Genomic DNA, 18,183 nt, shown 5'->3' with positions numbered 1-18,183 from the left:
TTTCTAGATAGCAATCTGGAGCATTTTACCTTAGATTGCAACGATAATTTATTGTTTCTTTAGGTTGTCGTCCATGCGAACGCCCCGGATCCCGTCCATGCCAGCAGAACTGCGAATCGACGTGTCAGCAATCGGAGCAAACTTTCACCGTCTAAGATCGCTGGTCCGGCCGGACACGGAAGTCGCTGCTGTGGTCAAGAACGACGCCTATGGCTTGGGAATCGACCTGATCGTTCCAACCCTCGTCGCAGCGGGCTGCAAAAGCATTTTTGTCGCTGACCTTCGCGAGGCGGTCCAGGTTCGCCGAACGCTCGCAAACCTGGCTCATATCTATATCCTCTCAGGGGTCAAAGAGAGCGAATTGGAAACGTGTCTCAGCCACCGCTTGACCCCCGTTTGCCATTCTCTGGCAGACGCGCTCGTTGCGTCCCGTCAACTTCCTGAATTCGTCATCAATGTCGATACCGGCTTTTCACGCTTCGGCCTTACATTCACCGAGGCACGGGCCCTGGTGCACATCTCGCAACGCCCGCCTGATCTCGTGATCAGCCACCTCGCATGCGCTGATGTCCGCAATGACCCCACAAACCGTCTGCAACGAGACCGCTTCGTAGCAATGTGCCAAGTGCTCGATCCACGAAGGCGCAGCCTGGCTGCCTCGGCTGCTGTCTGGCTCGATCAGAGCTTCCATTTCGATCTTATTCGAGCAGGGTCCGCGCTCTTTGGATTAAACAATGCAGGCGTAGAGCCAAATCCTCTTCTGCCCGTTGTGCAACTGTTTGCGCGCCTTGCCGATGTCAGGACCGTCCAGCGTGGCGAGGCGGTTGGATATGCCGCGAGTTTTCGCGCCGCACATTCCATGCGTATCGGTATCGTCGCCCTGGGCTACGCGGTCGGCCTGCCTTGGTCGGGGGGAAACGCCATCGCCGCCGCGATCGGCTCATACATGGTTCCTGTCGTTGGCCGCGTCGCCATGGAATATGTCGCGATAGATCTCAGCGATGTTCCCCTGGCTTTGTGCATGCCGGGGCGGGCTGTCGAGTTTCTGGGCCCTCGTTTGTCTGTCGAAGCCATGGCAAAGGCAGCCCGTACAATCCCACAAGAGCTACTGGTTCGGCTCGGATCAAGTTGTCCCCGTCACTACGCGCTCCTCAGCCAGGAACCGTCCATCGGAGCAAGCGCATGAAGGTTCAGCACCTGGGAACGTTCTACATCCTCGGGGCAGCCATGCTTTGGAGCACCGCTGGATTGTTTATGGGTCTCCTCGTGACACTCGACGTCTGGACAATTCTCTTCTGGCGCAGCTTCTTTGGCGCGATCGCGGTCGGCGGTGCGGCCTTGATGCGCGGTGACGCCGGATTTCATCCACGCCTGTTGAGACGATCGTGGTTTGTCGCTACCGGCTGCTCGGCATTCGGAATGGTCACCTTCATCCCCGCATTGCAACTGACATCGGTTGCCAATGTTGCGATGATCCATGCATCGCTTCCCGTCCTCGCCGCCATCGCGTCTGCCCTCACGCTTCGTGAGAGACCGGCGCGCCCGACAGTCTTCTTTTCAGGCGCAGCACTTGTCGGCGCCGCAGTTATCTTCACCGGTTCTCCGGGCGGAAGCTCCAGTCAGTTGGGCAACCTGCTGGCGCTTCTAATGACAATATCGATCGCGTTCATGACGGTGGCGTTGCGCGCTGACCGGGGCCGATCAGTTCTTTGGATTATCGCGGTATCCAATGTGATTGCCGCAATTGTTGCGCTCTGTTTCGCACCCAGCATAAGCATTGATCTTGACGATGCACTCCTTCTCGCTTGCTTTTCGCTCATCCAGATGGTGCTCGGCCTGGTGCTTTACAGCAAGGGAGCACAATTGCTGCCCAGCGCCGAGGTAGCGCTGTTCTCACTCGTCGAAGTCCCTCTTTCGCCGCTATGGGTCTGGCTAACGTTCGACCAACGGCCGGGACTACCAAGCGTGTTCGGCGGCGCGATCATCGTTACGACCGCCATCGGTCACATTCTGACGCGATGGCGGCGAGATGCAGATCGCCAACGGAGGTGTCCGCCATGACTGGCCGGCCATGGGTCCTTACAAACCTTCGGGATATCGCTTCGCGTTACCGGGGCATCATTCTCGACCTTTTCGGTACGGTGCATGACGGCCTCAATCCTCTTGACGGGGCCATCGACGCTCTACGCATGCTTCATAGAGGTGAGATTGCTGCGTGTCTCCTGTCCAACTCGCCTCGGCGGCGCGAGGACGTTGCCGCCCGTCTCGCTCAAATGGGTTTCACACCAGACCTATACGGCGGCCTGGTCACGTCCGGTGAACTTGCCTTCGAGGCTTTGTCGAACGACGCTAACCGAAATCTTGGACGCCGCTTTTTCCATATCGGCCCATCTGAATTGTCCGGCCTTTTTGATGGATCCGGGCGAGAACGCGCAGAAGGGGTTGATCAGGCCGACTTCCTGTTGTGTACCGGAGTAAGTGGGAACAAGGCGCTTGAGGACGCTGAGCGGGTCCTTGGGAACGCGCAGGCGAGAGGACTTGTCATGGTCTGCGCCAATCCCGACCACGCTGTCATGATCGGCACGACGCGCATCGATTGCGCAGGTACGATCGCCGCGCACTACGAGCGTCTTGGGGGAGCCGTTCTCTATTACGGAAAGCCGCGCCTACCGGCTTACGACCGGGCCCTCGCAGTCCTTGGGCTTGCCCGAGACCATGTTCTGGCGATTGGCGACGGGCTTGAAACCGACATTGTTGGAGCGCGCAGAGCCGGAATAGATGCGGCCCTGGTGCTGACCGGAATCCATCATGACCAACTCGTCAATCCCAAGACTGGCGACGTGCTCTGGGGTAGGCTTGCTCGCCTGTGCTCCGACCACGAGCGGCTGCCTGATTTCGTTATGCCGGCCTTTACGTGGGGGAGGTGAGTTCAATCGTGACGTCAGCGCGCCCGTGATGAATGCAGACAGGGGTCTATCATCTCCGCGGCGAAACCATGGCGGCGGCAGCCGATCCCAAACGTGGCTCGTCAAGCGGATTAAGGCTTGCCTCGATCTGGCGGACTTCACTCTGCAGCATGTTGACCAGGGTTGGGAGCCGCTCCTCCGTCAAACGGGCGCTTGTCAGGTTGATGGCGATTGCCGCCACAGCGTCACGACCGGGTGGCAGGATAGGCACGGCGATCGCCGATATGCCTGCCACAAGTTCTCCGTGATCGACAGCGTAGCCGTTCTGTCTGACAGCCGCCAAAGCGTCCTTGACCTTTCGTTCGGTCAGCGGTGCGTACTGTTTATAATGAGGCGCATTGGTCGCAACGATCACTGCGGCCTCCGCTGACGGCAGGAAGGCGAGGATCGCCTGGCTTGCAGGGCCGACGCCCATCGGAATCTGTCCCCCGATATGACCGGTCAAGCTGTCAATGATGTAAGAGCCCTGCTGACGATCGACGCAGACCGTGTTGAAGCCAGCCCGCGCCATCAGAAATACGGAATCTCCGGTCGCCGCCGAAAGCCGCATCAGGGCAGGGCGAGCGAGCACGCGCAATCCCGTCCCATCGGCAGCGGCAGCGCCCATGGCAAAAAGCGCGAGCCCCAGGCGATAGCGCTTCGTTTCGCGTTCGCGATCGACCAGACCGTGGCGCTCCAGCGCAGTAATGATGCGATGCGCGGTCGGCTGCTTCAGGCCAAGCGCATCGCCAATCATCGCCATCGTCGCGCCGTTCTGTCCGATATCGCCGAGGAATTTCAAGATCGCGACCGCTCTGTCGAGCAGCTGTGTTCCCGTTACCGCGACCTCGTCCCTTGCCATTTCAACCTCATCCGTCTGCCGGTTTGGCGGATTCGTATATCAAATGGCAGCTTTGTAGAATGACTATGAGGCGTTGCAAAGGGCGTCGAGGAGCGAAGTCGTTACCGTCCCGTCCATGAGTGCGCTGACCGCATCGGAAATGGAGCGCGCCTGGAGCGAAGACATGGGCAGCCGTGATGTCAGCGTGGCGAACTTCTCCCCAAGCTCTGCATCACTAATCGGATTGCCGGGCTCTCCCTTGGGGTAGGTGACCTCAAGCGAAAAAATCTCGCCGCCTGCCGAGATGGTAACCCTCGCAGGGGTCGTTGCTGGAAAAGCGCCGACATATCGTGGGCTGGCTTCCAGCCGTACCCGCGAAGCGAGTGCTATGACATCGGGGTCTGCGAGGTGGCGATCCTCGAGCGGCAACAGCGCGGTCTGCCCGTGTAGAAGCGCCACGGCGATGCAGAAGGGAATGCTGTACTGCGCAGCCTCGTTCGAGGCGGGTATAACCTGGTTCGGCAGGGTGAGCGCTCTGTCGAAGATTTCAACGACGATCCCCTCGATTGCGCGGGCGGATAGCTTGCGGTCGTCCTGTAGAAGCACCGCTGCCTCGATCGCCGCATGCGCCCAGCGGCAGCAGCTATAGCGCTTGAAATAGGCCTGTTCGATAGCCCATGCGTCTCCGAGCCCCGCAAGCAGCCGCGTCCTGTTGTAGACAGGTTCCTCGTCAAGCAGATCGAGCGGGCCCCTATGGCCGGCGGCAGCGAGATATGCTGCCTGAATACCGTTTGCTGCCGCCCAGGGAATTCCTTCCTTTACCGTGTGGCCGACACGCGTCCAGCCCGTGGCAAACTGACCAGTCGCAGTCTGACCAGCGATCGCCATCGCATGCGCAATCACCGGAAGAGGAAACGCCATGAGCCAGCCGGCGGCGGCAGCCGCGCCATAACCGCACCAGAGCCCCGTGTCGGTGGTGCGCAGGCTATTGATGCCACGGGAGGCCGCGGCACGAACCGCAATCTCATATCCGATGGCAATGGCCGTCAGCAACCGGCGACCCGAAACAGCGTGGCAGCCGACAATGGCTAGCACTGCTGGAACGATGGCAGCGGCCGGATGTCCGGCAGCGGCACGGTGACCGTCGTCAAGGTCGAGGCTCGCCCCATACGTGGCGTTGACGAAGGTGGCACCGGCTGGCGTGAGTAGCGCCCTGGAGAACCAGATCGATGACGCCCCGGCGCCCCAGATGGCGCTCGCAGCTTTAAAGGAGGCGCGACCTCCGGGCGTTGTCGCACCGCTGGCAGCGGCCCCGATCGTGTCAAGAACCGTTCTGCGGGCGGCCTTTAAGGTCGTTTCGCCTACGGTTTCAATTGAGCCGCAAAAGGCGGCGAGCTCGGATATTGCGTTCGGCAAGGCAGACTTCCTTTCGATACTACCTCAGGTGGTTTCAAACTTTCGAACAGCTGTGGCTAGAGATGGACTATTGTGGATTTGATTCCTAATTGACATCCATATTATGGATTACTAGGGTCGAACTGACAATGGGAGGAAGAGGCATGACCTTGCGAAAATGCCGAGAAACAAGCTTCAAGAGGCTGGGCGCAATTGCTTCGCCCGTCATCGAACTCACTGTCGATGGCCAATCCGTCGTGGCGCGCGCCGGCGAAACGGTACTTATTGCGCTCAACACCGAGCTCGGGCACGTCCGCAACTTTGAGTTCCACCACGAACGCAGGGCTGGCTTCTGTTTCATGGGAGCCTGCCAAGATTGCTGGCTGTGGAAGACCTCGGGCGAACGTATCCGCGCCTGCACCAGCCTCGTCGAAGCGGGCATGTCGCTATCAACCGTCGCGCCGGAGGAAAGGGCATGAGCGGCGGGGATCCTATCGTCATCGTCGGTGCCGGCCCGGCAGGTGTAAGCGCTGCCCGCACGCTCGTAGCGGCCGGCCACAAGCCTGTTCTGATCGACGAAGGAATGTTTCCGGGGGGCCAGATTTTCCGCAGTCCGCCGGCTCCGCTGCGGCGAAGCGACCGGGATCTCTACGGATTCGATGCTGGTCGCGCATGCAGGATGCGCGACCAGTTCGCAGCAATTTTACCTTCGATTGCCTATCATGCCGAAACCTTGATCTGGGGTGTCGAGCCTCGGGTTCTTCACCTGGCCCGCAGAAACGAGGTGATGCGACAGCCATGGGGACGACTGATTGTTGCGACCGGCGCAATGGATCGAATCGTGCCGATCAAGGGGTGGACGGCGCCAGGAGTCTTCACGCTGGGTGGGGCGCAGATCGCCCTGAAGGCTCAAGCCTCGACAATAGGCCACGACGTCATCTTTATGGGCAGCGGGCCGCTCCTTTACCTAGTGGCATACCAGTACGCGCGAGCCGGGGCGCGGGTCGTGGCCGTCCTCGAATCCGGCAGGCCGTTGCGACACGTATCCGCTCTTCCAGGATTGATGGCCGGCGGACGGATGTTTGCCAAAGGCCTGTATTACATGGCCTGGCTTCGCACACACGGCGTTCCCATCAAAACAGGCGTCGAACCACTCGAGGTCCTCAAAGCCTCAGACGGTCGTGTCGCCGGCTTGCTCTATCGTCAGTCAAAGACTGAGACCACCTTGTCCTGCGACGCGCTCGCCATTGGCTTTGGGCTGACGGCGGAAACGCAGCTTGCCGATCTGCTCGGGGTCGATTTTCGCTTCGACGAACAGCACCGTCAGTGGCTTCCTGTGACAGACGGGGACGGGCGCAGTTCCGTTGAGGGCATTTATCTCGCCGGCGACGGGCTAGCGATCCGTGGCAGCGAAGTCGCGGCCATGACAGGTGAGCTTGCAGCTATGGCAATTTTGGCAGATGCCGGACGGGCGGATGCGTCGCGCGCCGCGCGATTGCGCCGCGGTATCGAGCGAATGGATCGTTTTCGACGGTCTCTCAACGTAGTCTTCCCGTTTCCCCGGCAGCTGGCGGCCGATCTTCCAAACGAGACCGTAATCTGCCGTTGCGAGGGTTTGACAGCTCACACTTTACGCGATGCCGTCGCGGCATCGGCAGAGTGCGACATCAATCGCATCAAGGCGTTCACGCGTCTCGGCATGGGTCGTTGCCAAGGGCGCATCTGTGGCCTGGCCGCTGCCGAACTGATAGCCGCCAAAGGATCCGTCCATATCAGTGAGGTCGGCCGCTTGCGTGGACAGGCGCCGATTAAACCGCTCATGCTTTCAACCCTCGCGGGAGGCGCCCATGACGGTCTTTGATGTGGCCATCATCGGTGGCGGACTTGCCGGCTGTTCGGCCGCGCTACACGCTCGTCGGAAGGGAGCCTCCGTCGTTCTGCTCGAACGGGGGCGCTGCGGCGCGCAGGCCAGCGGCGTCAATTACGGCGGCGTACGCCAGCAAGGTCGTCACCCCGCTGAATTGCCGCTGGCCCAACGTAGCCGGAAAATTTGGGGAAGGCTCGCCGAACTTGTCGGAAGCGACTGCGAGTTTGCTGTCACAGGCCATCTGAAGCTTGCGCGCAGCGACACTGACATGGCTGAGTTGGTTGCCCATCAAGAGATCGCCCGCCAGCATGGCCTGACGCTCGATGTTCTCGAACGTGCGGACTTGCGCCACCGCTACCCCTATCTCGGCGACGGATTTGTCGGCGGCTCGCTTTGTGCCGAAGACGGTCAGGCCAATCCCCGGCTTGTCGCGCCCGCTTTCGCGCGCACCGCAAAGTGTTTTGGCGCCGTGATCCGTGAGGGATGCACGATCGAACGCGCTGCGGTCTCGCACACGGGTTTTGAACTCATCGTTGCTGGCGACGCCACGCCCGTTCATGCGCGCCGGCTGGTCAACACCGCAGGCGCATGGGGGGCGCGCGTCGCAGAATGGTTCGGAGACAACGTGCGCGAAGATGTGATGGCGCCAAACATGTGTGTCACCGAACCGATAGCACCGCTAGTCGGCCCGAACCTCGGTATCTGCGGCGGCGGCATGTATATCAGGCAGGCGAGAGGACACGGTAGCGTAATCTTCGGTTCAGGACTCGGTGTCGCCGATCGTGACGCTCTGCGCGCCCGACCGCTTGCTGATGTCACGATGGAAGCGGCAAAGGCAGCGATCGAGATGGTTCCAGCCCTCGCCAACGTCCTGTTGGTTCGCAGTTGGACTGGGATTGAGGGGCGTATGTCTGACGGACTGCCAGTGGTGGGATCAAGCCCGACCACATCCAACCTCTTTCACGCTTTCGGATTCTCCGGGCACGGTTTCCAGCTGGGGCCAGCGGTCGGCGCAGTACTCGCGGAGCTGTGTCTCGAAGGCGGTTCTCCAACCTCACTCGAAGGCCTCTCCATGAGCCGCTTCATCAGGCGGCCAACCAATCCGGCAGCACGTGCTGCTGCCGGTCAAACCTGATCGACCTCAAAACAAGGAAAGGGAACAACGATCATGCAGACTTTAACGATGACCGGAATGACTGCTGGCGCTTTGGCACTCCTGGTGGCGCTCAGCGCCCCACCGGCGAGTGCGACGGATAATGCTGCCTACAAGCTTGTCGAACCAAGGATGCTGTCGGTCGCGATAACCGGCGACATGCCGGGACTTGTTGCCCGCGATGGCAAGCTCGTGGGATATGACGGTGAGATACTGCAAATCGCCGCCGATCGCCTTGGCCTTACCGTCAAGCCCGTCCCGATGGAATGGTCGGGGGCAATTGCCGCTGTCCAAACTGGCCGCGTCGATATCATTGGCGGCAACGTCGCCTGGACCGAGCAGCGGGCGAACACGCTCTCGCTCACCGACCCCACCGGTTACTTCCAGAACGGCATCACGTCGAAGACGGAGAACAACTGGCATACGCTCGCAAACCTCGAAGGCAAGACGGTCGGTTCAATGACCGGCTTTTCGTTTCTGCCGGAGTTGCGGCGCATCCCCGGTCTTGAACTGTCGCTTTATGACAGCTCGGATGCCGCATTGCGCGATCTTGTTGCGGGGCGCATTCAGGCCCTCGTCGGCGATCCACCCGTCATCGATTATGCGCTTTCGAAGAACCCCGCCTGGGGCCTCGCCAATCTACCTTTCACCGACAACAAGTCGGATTTCCCCCTGCTGACCGGCGTCGGACGCCAGTACGTTTTCGGCCTCTCCAAGGAAAACAAGACACTTGCCGACGCAATCAGTGCAGAGATCCGCAAGCTCTGGACCGCCTGCGAGGTCAAGGCCATTGGCAGCAGATACGGCAACGTTAGCAAGGCGAATTACACGCCGTCGGCGCAAAACTTCCGCGCTGGTGTCGATCGACCAGCCGACTGGAAACCGCCCGTGTGCGGACAATAATTGGTCCCTGCGACCGGCGCGCCGGTCGCACCCTTCTTTCCCGTGGAGGCACCCATGCCTGGCGACATACTCTTGACGGTCGACAAGCTCAACAAATCCTATGGCCAGTTGGCTGTACTCAAAAATGTTTCGTTCTCCCTTCGGCGCGGAGAGCGCATAGCCCTGATCGGTCCTAGCGGATCCGGGAAATCAACTTGTCTCAGGGCAATCAACTTTCTCGATCCTCCGACGAGTGGCGAGATCCGGATCGACGGTCGACTGATCGGTCAACAACCCAATGGCCGGCGGATGACCGATGCGCAACTGGCACCGCAGCGCGCTGACATAGGCATGGTGTTTCAACACTTCCACCTCTGGCCGCATCTGAATGTCAGGGCGAACGTTGCTCTTCAACCCAGAAAAGTGCGCGGCCTTCCGGCTGCCGCGGCAACAGAGCTTGCTGAGGAACTGCTCGCCAAGGTTCATCTCGGCCACAAGGCAGGCGAAATGCCCTCGCGGCTCTCTGGCGGGCAACAACAAAGAGTCGCGATTGCCCGCGCACTCGCGCAACGTCCAAAGCTTCTGCTTTTCGACGAACCTACCTCAGCACTTGACCCCGAACTTGTCGGGGAGGTGTTGAATGTCATTAAGGAACTCGCCAGCGAAGGGCGATCGATGGTGCTCGTCACCCATGAGATCGCCTTTGCACGCGAGGTCGCCGACCGGATCCTGTTTATGGACGGTGGTCGCATCGTCGAAGAGGGTCCGGCCCGCCGGATTCTCGATCGGCCTCAGGAGCCCAGGCTCAGGCAATTTCTGTCCAGTCTGTCCACGCGGGGAGCGTCCTCATGAACGAGGTGTTGCTGTACCGAATAATGGACGCGCTGCTCATCGGAGCAATCGTCACGGTCGAAGTCAGCGTTGGTGCGCTTGCCGTGGCGCTCCTGATCGGTTTGACGCTTGCGACGATCGAGCACCTCACTGTCAATCGTGCGATATGCTTCCTCATTCGATTCTATGTCGAGGCACTGAGAAATGTGCCTGGCCTGACGTTCCTATTCCTCCTCTATTTTGGACTGGCGGCGGTCGGCGTGCGCCTGTCATCGATGACCGTCGCTGTCATAGGCCTTGGGCTGATCGGCGGCGCCGTCGTCATTGACATATTTAAGGCTGGCTTCCGGTCGGTTCCGAAAGGACAGAACGAAGCTGCCGCGGCAATCGGCCTGAGACCCCTGGATGCCTTCCGCCTGGTGATTCTGCCCCAAGGCTTGCGCCTCGCACTGCCGCCGCTTGGCAATTACGCCATCGGTCTCGTGAAGGACACATCTCTTGTTGCCGCGATCGCCGCACCCGAAGTGATGTTCAATGCACGCCAGATCGTAAACGAGACCTTCGCGACCGCTTGGGTCTATGGCGCCGCAGCAGTTCTCTATCTCGCACTAACCTTCGTTGTTGGCCAGGCCTTCATCCTGGTTGAGCGTCGGATGGAGTATTGATATGGGTTTCCTTCAGACAATCCTTGCCAATCTCGTAGATTGGGGCCCAAGACTAATCGACGCTTTGGGGGTGAGTCTTGCGCTGACATGTGCTGGATTCGGTCTCGCCCTTGCACTCGGGCTGGTCCTCCAATATCTCCGGTCGCGCCATTCTGCTGTCGTTCGGGCTGCCGCTGGAACCTATGTCATCGCGGCACGCGGCGTTCCTATCCTCGTCATTCTTTATCTGATCTACTTCGGCTTGCCAGGTACAGGTATTGTCCTGTCGGCCTTTGCTGCAGGATCTCTCGGACTGGCACTCGTCTACGGCGCATATCTGTCCGAGGTCTTCAGAGCGGGTTTGAACGCGATCCCACCAGGGCAGCGTGAGGCGGCGCTCGCCGCCGGCCTGACGCCCGCCCAGACGTTCCGTCTTATCCTGCTGCCCCAAGCGATCCGGCATATGCTCGCGCCCTTGCTGGTCAACCTTATCTCGCTGCTGAAAGACAGTTCGATCTGCGCGCTGATTGCGGTGCCCGAGCTGACGCTGACCTCGCGAGCGATCATGTCGGAGAGTTTTCTGCCGCTACACGTGTTTGCGCTGACGGCGGGTCTGTATTTCGCAATGGCATGGCCGGCCTCGCTTGCCGTCAGGTTCGTCGAACGCCGGCTTGCACACGGTGTGAAGTCATCAAGGCACATTGCTGGGCCAAGCGAACTGTTGGCGCAGCCCATCTGAGCACCTAAGGAGACTCTGTTGAAGAAGTTGATGAATAGCCCTTCGACCTACGTCGATGACAGCCTTTCGGGTTTGACATTTGCCTATCCCGACCTCGTTCGGGCGGGCAAGACTGGCCGCACTATCGTTCGCCGTGCTGGCGTCAGGAAGGGTAAGGTTGGAATCGTAACGGGCGGCGGCTCTGGCCATCTACCCTTGTTCTGCGGCTACGTCGGTCCGGGGCTGCTGGATGCCTGCGCGGTTGGCAACGTCTTTGAGGGACCGACGTTGCAATCATGCCTCGACGCTATCGATATGGCGGATGCAGGGGCCGGCGTTCTGCTTCTATACGGCAATTATGGTGGCGACCGGATGAACTTCGACATGGCATCGAAGATGACCCGGGTGGAGCAGGTGCGCACTGTCCTTGGGATTGACGATATCGCGAGCGCGGGACCGCATGAGCGCCACAAGCGCCGTGGCGTGGCCGGAATTACCCTTGCCTTCAAGACCGCAGGCGCTGCTGCGGAAGGCGGAGCCCCGCTGGAGGAGGTTACACGGATCGCACAAAAGACCATCGAGCGGACACATTCGATAGGCCTTGCGTGGGCCGGATGCAGGCTGCCATCCGCAGATGAACCGCTTGTCGATATCAGCGACGGTGATGTCGAATTGGGGATCGGCATCCACGGTGAACCAGGAATTTGGCGAAGACCAATGGCGCCAGTCGATGCGTTGGTAGGGGAGATGGTTGAGAGGATTCTGGAAGACCGCTTGCCAGAAAGCGATGGCAACAAAGTCGTCTTGATGGTCAACAATCTCGGTGCCACGCCAGTAGACGAGCTCTTTATCGCCTATCGACGTGCTCACGAGGTGCTAACAACAAACGACATCTCGATTGTGCGATCGTTCGTCGGGTCTTTCGCCACATCGATGGAGATGGCCGGCATGTCGATCAGCGTCTGCTTCATCGACGATGAGATCGAACCTCTGTTTTCGGCGCCCACCTGCTCACCATTCTGGAGCATTCAATGATATCTCTAACCTGCCAAGACATAATCATCGCCGCAAACCGTAGTGCGATCGCGGCACGAAGGATGGAAGCCGAGCTTAACGCAGCCGACAGTCGCCTGGGTGATGGTGACACTGGCACGATGCTCGCACGCTTACTATCGACGATCGAAGCTGCGGACTTGGATAAGGAGAACTTTGGAGACACATTTGCAGCTATGGCATTGGCTGCGGCGGAGAGCACCGGTTCAAGTCTTGGAACCCTTATTAGCGCGGCGTTGTTTTCGATGAGCAGATATTGCGGAAGTCGTTCAGAACTCCCGCTCGTCGAACTGTCGGCGTTGCTGAAAACAGCCCGGGACGAGATGCTGGCGCTCGGTCGTTCGCGGCTGGATGACAAGACAATCATCGACGGTTTGCATGCTGTAGCGACGGCTATCGAAGGGCCGACCACGCAGGACGAGATTGCGCGGGCCGCAGATGAAGCGGCCAAACACGCAATCTGGGAGTTCAAAGGAAAGCCCTGCAGGGTCGGCCGCGCCCGCATGTGGTCGGAGCAAAGCACGAAGCACGATGATCCGGGCATGGTTGCCCTGGCAGGCATAGTGCGAGCCATTGCGTCACCATACTGGGAACCGTGAACTCCTCCTGAGAGGCCTATCAGTTGAACGAAATTTCCGCCGAAGTCGAAATCGTTTTGTGTCTCACTGGAAAACGACACCGTTATCGGACGTGAAAGGACGAACCGGCGAGGCGCCGCGCTTGGTCAGCATAATCCCGCTCGACGGCGACGATGGCGGAAGTATCGAGGTGGATTAGTTCGGCAGCCCGTTCTCGTCTTAGCCGATGATCTCATCAGCGGAGCGGTCATCCAGGATGGGCAAGGCACTCCGCGTCGGCGGCTGGCGGCCATACCCTCCAGCAAGGCGGCCCTGCGAGCCTCGGTACCCAGCGACGCAGTCGTTCTTCCAGTGCGCGGCTGGTGGCGATCGCAATGGTCTCTCCCGTGCGCTCGGCAAGGGGTGCGGGCCAACTGCTCGGTCTTGGGATGTTTAATGCTATATTCTGCCTTGATAGCCTATGTTGCGGGTGATCCACGACACCGCGACCACAATGTTCTCGCTGCCGAGCGTTAATTGTTACCATCTCATGTATCCGGTCTGCAAAATCGCGGGCACCTTCTTGCAAGAGGGTCTCCTTTTCGTAGGGGCGAAGAACAGCGTCTGTAAAATCGTTTACGCTCTTCGGTTTCAGATCCGTCTCGGCTGCGGCTCCCTGCGCTCGGTGTCCGCGCAGAACGGTTTCAAACCTGCTGATCGGCAATGTCACGACCGGAGGCGTTCTCAGACGCATGAAGCCACAGGCCCCGTCAAGACAATAGGGACACACTTCTTTGCCTGTGGTACCTTGATCCTCCTCATATCCGCGCATTCGATTGTATTGCGAGCGCATAAGGATCATGAAAATGGTTGAATTCAACTACATGACCGAAGCCGGACTTTACGCTGGCACGAAACTCCGTGGCGTCAGTGCCCCCCGTTACAGGCGGTTTGAAACCGCGGCAGAAGCTGTACGCTTCGCCATCGAGGAAATGTCAGAACGGCAGCTGCGCGGGTCTGTGCTGGAAGTGGACGAGGCGCGTTTCGACGATAGGCAGATCCGCATGCTTTATGACGATCCCGGCTATCCGCTGGGGCGCCGGGGCGAATGACCAGAAGCCGTGGCTGCGGTCGCTGTGAAACCTCAGGAGCTGAATGCTGAGAGGCGGTTGGCTTACGGTTAGCTTCGGCTGACGTGCCCTTGCGACAGTTTCGATCAGACACTTTTGAGATGCAGTCTGGATCTCATTCCGCAACCGGGTCGCGTCGCTTAATTCACGCGTTTTTGGACCTGCATCGCGTTGATCGACACCGCCGTTCGTCGTCCGAGCTGCGCGTTGAATTGGGGATCCGCCTTGATCATCAGCGCAAATTCCCCTCGTTGAGATAGACACGCACGGCCCTCAGCTTTCCCTTCACCTATGATGCCACCGAAGCCGTTGACTTGACAGGACCCGTTGGCGGCAAGTCGATTTCGACAGCATCAACGTGCAAACACCGGTGAGCGGAACGGCTCCCCATATTCGTGCGTTCACCATCTTGATGATTGCTCATGCCTAAGGACCAGAGCCACATGAAGATTCGCGTAGGCCGGTAAGTGACCGCAGGTCGGCAGGATGATTTCTGCGCCGAAGATTCTGATGATAGGTCGCTGATGCGGGGGAGCCCGCCGGAGGGGCGGAAAGGCTGGTGGGGCGCTGACGGAGGATCTGGGCAACCATCGTTTCCATCAGGATCTGATCCAGGCGCCAACCAAAGTATAGCGCTGCGCCTGCCGTTCCGGTTCCCGCATGCGCTCTCGCCGAGGCGAATTTGCGGCCGATCTCAGTCTTTTCTGTCGGCTCCTTCGGCGGCGATCTTTTTGCTAAGGTTGTCCCGCGCCACCTCGAGCTCTTCCATGGTCGGGAGCTCGCACCCTGGCGCGGCATTTTTCTCTCCTTCGATGCAGTCAGGCGCTAGCGCTGGCGATTGTTCATCGCCGCCCGCAGCATCGAGCGTTTTAGCTTCCAGTGCGGCGCGCGCGGCGGAAGTCTGCGTGACCAGTTCCTGGGCCGAGGGGCTTGCCGCGGGGCGCTTCTCATTGGCGTTGAGAAGCATCCGTTTGGCGGAAGAGGCCGGATTGGCGATATTGTCCCTGGGCATGTTCACTCCCTGTTTTCTCTCGAATCGTGCCGCCATCCATCAGCGATACGTCGGCGTTCCGCAAAGTGCGGGAGGGACTTGGGTAAGGTGGGCGGCTTGAGTTTTCAGCCAGTTGCCGTGTGGAGAGGCGGCTGAACCTTGGTCGCCGCCAAGTCAAGCCGTTCGGTCGTTTTGTAGCGTGTCCGGCGCGTCGCGGAGCCTTTCAATTTTAGCACCGTGCCGCCCTGATGAAATATCTGGCGACACGGATCAGGGTTGGCTCCGCTTTGCCATCGTCTGGCATCACCTGGAGCGGACTTTAGCCTGCTTTGATGCGCGCCTCAACTAAGCTCAATTCGAAGCGGTGATAGCGTTGCCGAGCAATATACCCGGCAAGTTCCTGCTGAGCCAGTGACGTCGGTTCACCGCGAAGCGACGCACCTGCGATCCGAGCCTCTTGCGTTGCGACATTGAGGGCATCATCTGTCAGATATTTCCGCGTTCGCGTGAGATCGGCCTGTAATCGATCTTTTTCCGAAGAGACCAGCTCCTCAGGCGCCGCAGCTTGCGACGTGCGGACGCCACCTGCTTCTTTTATCGGCGGGAGTCGGGTTGTTACAATGCCCTGAATAGCGTGGCGGTTTTTGTTGATTGGTTTGCTTAACAGGGCTGGGCCGGGCAAATAGCCGAAGTGCTTTCTAAGCTCAGCGGATAGGATAGCAGGGTCCTTCACACCTTGTTGAAACAGCTTCACCAACAGTTTCGCGGCTACGTCCCTTGGCGTGGTGCTTGAGACTTTGCCGGTGTATTCCGCGTCGGTGAGTATCTTCTGAAGAAACTGCAGGTCGACGGACGTCAGGTGTTTAACGGGCGTGGCGGAAGACATATTGTCCTCTCCTTTCGGTCGGGGCGAGGGGTTGTAACTCTCCACCAGTGATGCCCTGATCAAGATCAGTGGATGACGAAGCGTGCGCCGTTCGCACACAATGCAAACGAATAGGCAACGGAGCAATTGGTGCCAGCCGATGCCTTCGAAAGTCCTTCGAGTTTGAGGCGGAGCGGTGGCAAGTGCGCACCGCCGCGAAGGATCAGCCCGCAGTGCCAAGCGCGATCTGACACGCCTGGGCAAGATCTGCATTAGGCTCTGTGCTGCCAAGCGGTGTCGCCCAACCGGCTTTCTTGACGATGTCTGAGCGGCCGTATGTTCCAGCGGCCTTTAGCTCTGCCATGATCTGGGCGGAGGCGGGGTCAGTTTTTGCCCGCTCGAGGCAATAGGGCGTCAAGGCGGCGGCGATGGCAGATGTCCGTTCGACATCGGCTGACCTCTTTGCCCTGTTGCCCGTAACCCAACCGCCCCAAGAGAAGCCGACGATGGCAAGAGCAATTGCTCCACATATTGCGCCGGTTAAAGCGGGTTTCAGCCAAGGAAATTTTTCCACGAGAATTCCGATCTATCGATTAAGAGCCAACCCGATTGGCGGCAATAACCGATCATAACACAATTTTAATAATTGATAGCATTTATTAAAAAATGATGTGTTGTTTTTTAAATAGTTTAAATTTTGTTTAAACCAAACAATTCAAGCGGCGTTAGCGGTCATTACCTCGATCTGCTCGACCTTGCCCGCGGTATCGGCGGTCTCTGGCGGGCCGTTGGCCATTCTTGTCACAGGCACCCTTGCGGTCATCTATCGGACCTCCCCAGGTGGCGCTTGCCCCGACCCAGGTGGCGCCTGCCCGAGCCCGGCTTGATCTCGATCGTGGTTTGTATCGCTCAGCGCAAACCTTCCTTGCGCAGCTGTAGTGGTACACGTGGATATTGCGCCTAGTGCCGTTGGGTGCAACGGCGCCAGGCGCTTGAGGTGAACAGGCGGCAGCTTACTGGTGTTTGCGTTTGCTGATGGGTACCGCCGACCGTCAATGCGCTGTCTGCGAATGTTCGCCGCCGCGTTGTGAGATGCCGCTCAGTGCCTTACCGGTTCCAGTGGCCTCGCCCTTCGTAGCGAGGTCGCCAAGCGAGATGATGCCGACGAGGCGCTTGTCTCGGTTCAGTACTGGCAAGCGCCGTATCTGAAGATCACCCATGTTGTGAAGCACGTCTTCAACATCTTCATCATCGAAGCAGTATCTAACCTTGACACTCATCACATCGCGAACCTTTGCCTCGGGGCCCTTGCCCTCTGCCACGCCACGAATCGCGATGTCGCGATCGGTGATCATGCCGACCAGCCTGTCGTTCTCACTCACCGGGAGAACGCCGGCATCGAGACGTCCCATCATCAGGGCGACATCTTGTAATGTCTGCTCCGGATTGGCGATCTGAACGTCTGTGGTCATGCAGTTGCTGACTTTCATGATAACCTCCCTCACGTTGCCCGCGCCAAAACTGCGGGTAAAAGAATCAACGCACACCGCTCGTAGATGTTCCTGCGGAGAGGCGGTAAATGGCGGTCGTGCTTCGCGGTCATACTTTGGCCTCCAGCCGCGCGTCACGCCGCGGCTCATCGCCCTTGCCGTCTGGGACCTCGGTCCTACGGGATGATTTAGATGGATTAAGTCGGATGGAAAACCGGCGGGAAGCACTAAGCATTTCAAATAAAAGGCCCGGCACTGGGAGCGTCCGGGCCTTCTTATGCTGGCGCCTTGAGGGCCAGGGAGCCAGCGCACAACGACCTGTCAGAGTGCGTTGCGTCACCGAAACTCACAAATCCGAGAATAGTTCCTTAGCGCCAATAGCTGTAATCGTTGGCCGCCGCGGAGCGGCCCATCAGGTACCCAAGACCGAATGCCAAGGCTCCGATCGTCAACACGAGAGTCGTAGCTGTGTGCGGATGATCGGCGGCACCCGTTGCGACCGCAGTTGTCTCCCGGACCACGGCATCGGTCGCAGCCTTGGTGGCTTTCCTGATGCCTGTAGGTTCTTCTGCGGGCGTTCCAGTGAAGCCGGCGTTCAATTCGTCGTTGGCCATATCGCGTTTCTCCGTTGATGACGGAGAGAAACTGGTGAAGGACGAAGGGGTTCCTCGAAAAAGCAAAAGCCCGACGGGACGGGGATCGGCGCCGGGCAATTTGCGGACCTGCATAGGGCGATGCTTGGTCCCACAGCGCACTTTTGAAGCGCTGCGTCTGAATAACCCGTGGCTCAGAGTAAAGTTCCACGGCCAAAGCCACACAGC

The 18,183-nt window shown here is 59.3% G+C and carries 20 protein-coding genes; 13 read left to right on the top strand and 7 right to left on the bottom strand.

Going from position 1 to position 18,183, the window contains the following annotated elements; translation table 11 throughout:
- Positions 1 to 97 precede the first annotated feature (97 nt).
- From alr to BSG20_RS23250, 3 genes are read left to right on the top strand one after another with little or no spacing between them, the layout of a single operon-like run.
- The gene (alr, locus tag BSG20_RS23260) at positions 98 to 1,186 is read left to right on the top strand and encodes an alanine racemase (RefSeq protein ID WP_083539972.1); all 1,089 of its coding nucleotides are present in this window, start codon (positions 98 to 100) and stop codon (positions 1,184 to 1,186) included.
- The gene (locus tag BSG20_RS23255; RefSeq protein WP_072378716.1) at positions 1,183 to 2,061 is read left to right on the top strand and encodes a DMT family transporter; all 879 of its coding nucleotides are present in this window, start codon (positions 1,183 to 1,185) and stop codon (positions 2,059 to 2,061) included. The genes alr and BSG20_RS23255 overlap by 4 nt, the downstream gene beginning before the upstream one ends.
- Positions 2,058 to 2,927, top strand: coding sequence for a TIGR01459 family HAD-type hydrolase (locus tag BSG20_RS23250; RefSeq protein WP_072378719.1), 870 nt, complete (start codon positions 2,058 to 2,060; stop codon positions 2,925 to 2,927). Before BSG20_RS23255 ends, BSG20_RS23250 begins: the two co-directional genes overlap by 4 nt.
- 49 nt (positions 2,928 to 2,976) lie before the next feature.
- Here the strand turns inward: BSG20_RS23250 and BSG20_RS23245 are convergent, their stop codons facing one another.
- Complete coding sequence (locus BSG20_RS23245) at positions 2,977 to 3,807, bottom strand: IclR family transcriptional regulator (RefSeq protein WP_072378721.1); 831 nt, start codon at positions 3,805 to 3,807, stop codon at positions 2,977 to 2,979.
- Positions 3,808 to 3,870: 63 nt separating this feature from the next.
- The gene (locus tag BSG20_RS23240; RefSeq protein ID WP_093041390.1) at positions 3,871 to 5,202 is read right to left on the bottom strand and encodes an MmgE/PrpD family protein; all 1,332 of its coding nucleotides are present in this window, start codon (positions 5,200 to 5,202) and stop codon (positions 3,871 to 3,873) included.
- Positions 5,203 to 5,345: 143 nt separating this feature from the next.
- On the opposite strand from BSG20_RS23240, the gene BSG20_RS23235 reads away from it, so the two are divergent.
- The 10 genes from BSG20_RS23235 to BSG20_RS23180 all read left to right on the top strand — a co-directional run bounded on the left by BSG20_RS23235 (position 5,346) and on the right by BSG20_RS23180 (position 13,998).
- The gene (locus tag BSG20_RS23235; protein WP_072378723.1) at positions 5,346 to 5,660 is read left to right on the top strand and encodes a (2Fe-2S)-binding protein; all 315 of its coding nucleotides are present in this window, start codon (positions 5,346 to 5,348) and stop codon (positions 5,658 to 5,660) included.
- Entirely contained in the window at positions 5,657 to 7,042 is a 1,386-nt protein-coding gene (locus tag BSG20_RS23230; RefSeq protein WP_072378725.1) for an FAD/NAD(P)-dependent oxidoreductase, read from the top strand. Before BSG20_RS23235 ends, BSG20_RS23230 begins: the two co-directional genes overlap by 4 nt.
- The gene (locus tag BSG20_RS23225; protein ID WP_072378726.1) at positions 7,029 to 8,183 is read left to right on the top strand and encodes an NAD(P)/FAD-dependent oxidoreductase; all 1,155 of its coding nucleotides are present in this window, start codon (positions 7,029 to 7,031) and stop codon (positions 8,181 to 8,183) included. Before BSG20_RS23230 ends, BSG20_RS23225 begins: the two co-directional genes overlap by 14 nt.
- A gap of 33 nt (positions 8,184 to 8,216) precedes the next feature.
- Positions 8,217 to 9,104 (top strand): substrate-binding periplasmic protein, encoded by an 888-nt coding sequence (locus tag BSG20_RS23220; RefSeq protein WP_072378727.1) that lies wholly within the window; start codon positions 8,217 to 8,219, stop codon positions 9,102 to 9,104.
- 54 nt (positions 9,105 to 9,158) lie between these two features.
- On the top strand, positions 9,159 to 9,935 hold the full coding sequence (locus BSG20_RS23215) for an amino acid ABC transporter ATP-binding protein (protein ID WP_072378884.1): 777 nt from the start codon (positions 9,159 to 9,161) through the stop codon (positions 9,933 to 9,935).
- A complete protein-coding gene (locus tag BSG20_RS23210; protein WP_072378728.1) occupies positions 9,932 to 10,579 on the top strand; it encodes an amino acid ABC transporter permease in 648 nt (215 codons plus the stop codon). The genes BSG20_RS23215 and BSG20_RS23210 overlap by 4 nt, the downstream gene beginning before the upstream one ends.
- Position 10,580: 1 nt before the next feature.
- Positions 10,581 to 11,297, top strand: a complete 717-nt coding sequence (locus BSG20_RS23205) for an amino acid ABC transporter permease (RefSeq protein WP_072378729.1) — start codon at positions 10,581 to 10,583, stop codon at positions 11,295 to 11,297.
- Between the two features lie 18 nt (positions 11,298 to 11,315).
- Positions 11,316 to 12,311 (top strand): dihydroxyacetone kinase subunit DhaK, encoded by a 996-nt coding sequence (locus BSG20_RS23200; protein ID WP_072378730.1) that lies wholly within the window; start codon positions 11,316 to 11,318, stop codon positions 12,309 to 12,311.
- Between the two features lie 62 nt (positions 12,312 to 12,373).
- The gene (locus BSG20_RS23195) at positions 12,374 to 12,928 is read left to right on the top strand and encodes a dihydroxyacetone kinase subunit L (RefSeq protein ID WP_167371590.1); all 555 of its coding nucleotides are present in this window, start codon (positions 12,374 to 12,376) and stop codon (positions 12,926 to 12,928) included.
- 824 nt (positions 12,929 to 13,752) lie between these two features.
- Positions 13,753 to 13,998 carry a hypothetical protein gene (locus BSG20_RS23180; RefSeq protein ID WP_072378733.1) on the top strand — a complete coding sequence of 82 codons (246 nt, stop codon included), beginning with the start codon at positions 13,753 to 13,755 and terminating at the stop codon, positions 13,996 to 13,998.
- Positions 13,999 to 14,710: 712 nt separating this feature from the next.
- Here BSG20_RS23180 and BSG20_RS23175 read toward each other — a convergent pair.
- From BSG20_RS23175 to BSG20_RS23155, 5 genes are all read right to left on the bottom strand, one after another.
- Positions 14,711 to 15,064: a hypothetical protein gene (locus BSG20_RS23175; RefSeq protein ID WP_143147517.1), complete on the bottom strand. Its 354-nt coding sequence runs from the start codon at positions 15,062 to 15,064 to the stop codon at positions 14,711 to 14,713.
- 262 nt (positions 15,065 to 15,326) lie between these two features.
- Entirely contained in the window at positions 15,327 to 15,893 is a 567-nt protein-coding gene (locus BSG20_RS36595; protein WP_072378742.1) for a hypothetical protein, read from the bottom strand.
- Positions 15,894 to 16,095: 202 nt separating this feature from the next.
- Positions 16,096 to 16,446 carry a hypothetical protein gene (locus tag BSG20_RS23165; protein WP_072378743.1) on the bottom strand — a complete coding sequence of 117 codons (351 nt, stop codon included), beginning with the start codon at positions 16,444 to 16,446 and terminating at the stop codon, positions 16,096 to 16,098.
- Between the two features lie 478 nt (positions 16,447 to 16,924).
- Positions 16,925 to 17,362, bottom strand: coding sequence for a CBS domain-containing protein (locus BSG20_RS23160; protein ID WP_072378744.1), 438 nt, complete (start codon positions 17,360 to 17,362; stop codon positions 16,925 to 16,927).
- Positions 17,363 to 17,730: 368 nt separating this feature from the next.
- Positions 17,731 to 17,976, bottom strand: a complete 246-nt coding sequence (locus BSG20_RS23155; RefSeq protein ID WP_072378747.1) for a hypothetical protein — start codon at positions 17,974 to 17,976, stop codon at positions 17,731 to 17,733.
- Positions 17,977 to 18,183: the final 207 nt, after the last annotated feature.

This window comes from Rhizobium tibeticum, from assembly GCF_900110205.1.
Classification (GTDB): Bacteria; Pseudomonadota; Alphaproteobacteria; order Rhizobiales; family Rhizobiaceae; genus Rhizobium; species Rhizobium tibeticum.
This window is presented reverse-complemented; position numbering and strand designations above follow the sequence as displayed.

Bases quoted from the DNA above. Each gene is read 5' to 3' on its own strand.
- BSG20_RS23230 (WP_072378725.1), top strand. From the start codon at position 5,657: ATGAGCGGCGGGGATCCTATCGTCATCGTCGGTGCCGGCCCGGCAGGT.
- BSG20_RS23160 (WP_072378744.1), bottom strand. From the start codon at position 17,362: ATGAAAGTCAGCAACTGCATGACCACAGACGTTCAGATCGCCAATCCG.
- BSG20_RS23220 (WP_072378727.1), top strand. From the start codon at position 8,217: ATGCAGACTTTAACGATGACCGGAATGACTGCTGGCGCTTTGGCACTC.
- BSG20_RS23210 (WP_072378728.1), top strand. From the start codon at position 9,932: ATGAACGAGGTGTTGCTGTACCGAATAATGGACGCGCTGCTCATCGGA.
- BSG20_RS23250 (WP_072378719.1), top strand. From the start codon at position 2,058: ATGACTGGCCGGCCATGGGTCCTTACAAACCTTCGGGATATCGCTTCG.
- BSG20_RS23225 (WP_072378726.1), top strand. From the start codon at position 7,029: ATGACGGTCTTTGATGTGGCCATCATCGGTGGCGGACTTGCCGGCTGT.
- BSG20_RS23155 (WP_072378747.1), bottom strand. From the start codon at position 17,976: ATGGCCAACGACGAATTGAACGCCGGCTTCACTGGAACGCCCGCAGAA.
- BSG20_RS36595 (WP_072378742.1), bottom strand. From the start codon at position 15,893: ATGTCTTCCGCCACGCCCGTTAAACACCTGACGTCCGTCGACCTGCAG.
- BSG20_RS23175 (WP_143147517.1), bottom strand. From the start codon at position 15,064: ATGGCGGCACGATTCGAGAGAAAACAGGGAGTGAACATGCCCAGGGAC.
- BSG20_RS23180 (WP_072378733.1), top strand. From the start codon at position 13,753: ATGGTTGAATTCAACTACATGACCGAAGCCGGACTTTACGCTGGCACG.
- BSG20_RS23205 (WP_072378729.1), top strand. From the start codon at position 10,581: ATGGGTTTCCTTCAGACAATCCTTGCCAATCTCGTAGATTGGGGCCCA.
- BSG20_RS23235 (WP_072378723.1), top strand. From the start codon at position 5,346: ATGACCTTGCGAAAATGCCGAGAAACAAGCTTCAAGAGGCTGGGCGCA.
- BSG20_RS23195 (WP_167371590.1), top strand. From the start codon at position 12,374: ATGGAAGCCGAGCTTAACGCAGCCGACAGTCGCCTGGGTGATGGTGAC.
- BSG20_RS23255 (WP_072378716.1), top strand. From the start codon at position 1,183: ATGAAGGTTCAGCACCTGGGAACGTTCTACATCCTCGGGGCAGCCATG.
- alr (WP_083539972.1), top strand. From the start codon at position 98: ATGCCAGCAGAACTGCGAATCGACGTGTCAGCAATCGGAGCAAACTTT.
- BSG20_RS23215 (WP_072378884.1), top strand. From the start codon at position 9,159: ATGCCTGGCGACATACTCTTGACGGTCGACAAGCTCAACAAATCCTAT.
- BSG20_RS23245 (WP_072378721.1), bottom strand. From the start codon at position 3,807: ATGGCAAGGGACGAGGTCGCGGTAACGGGAACACAGCTGCTCGACAGA.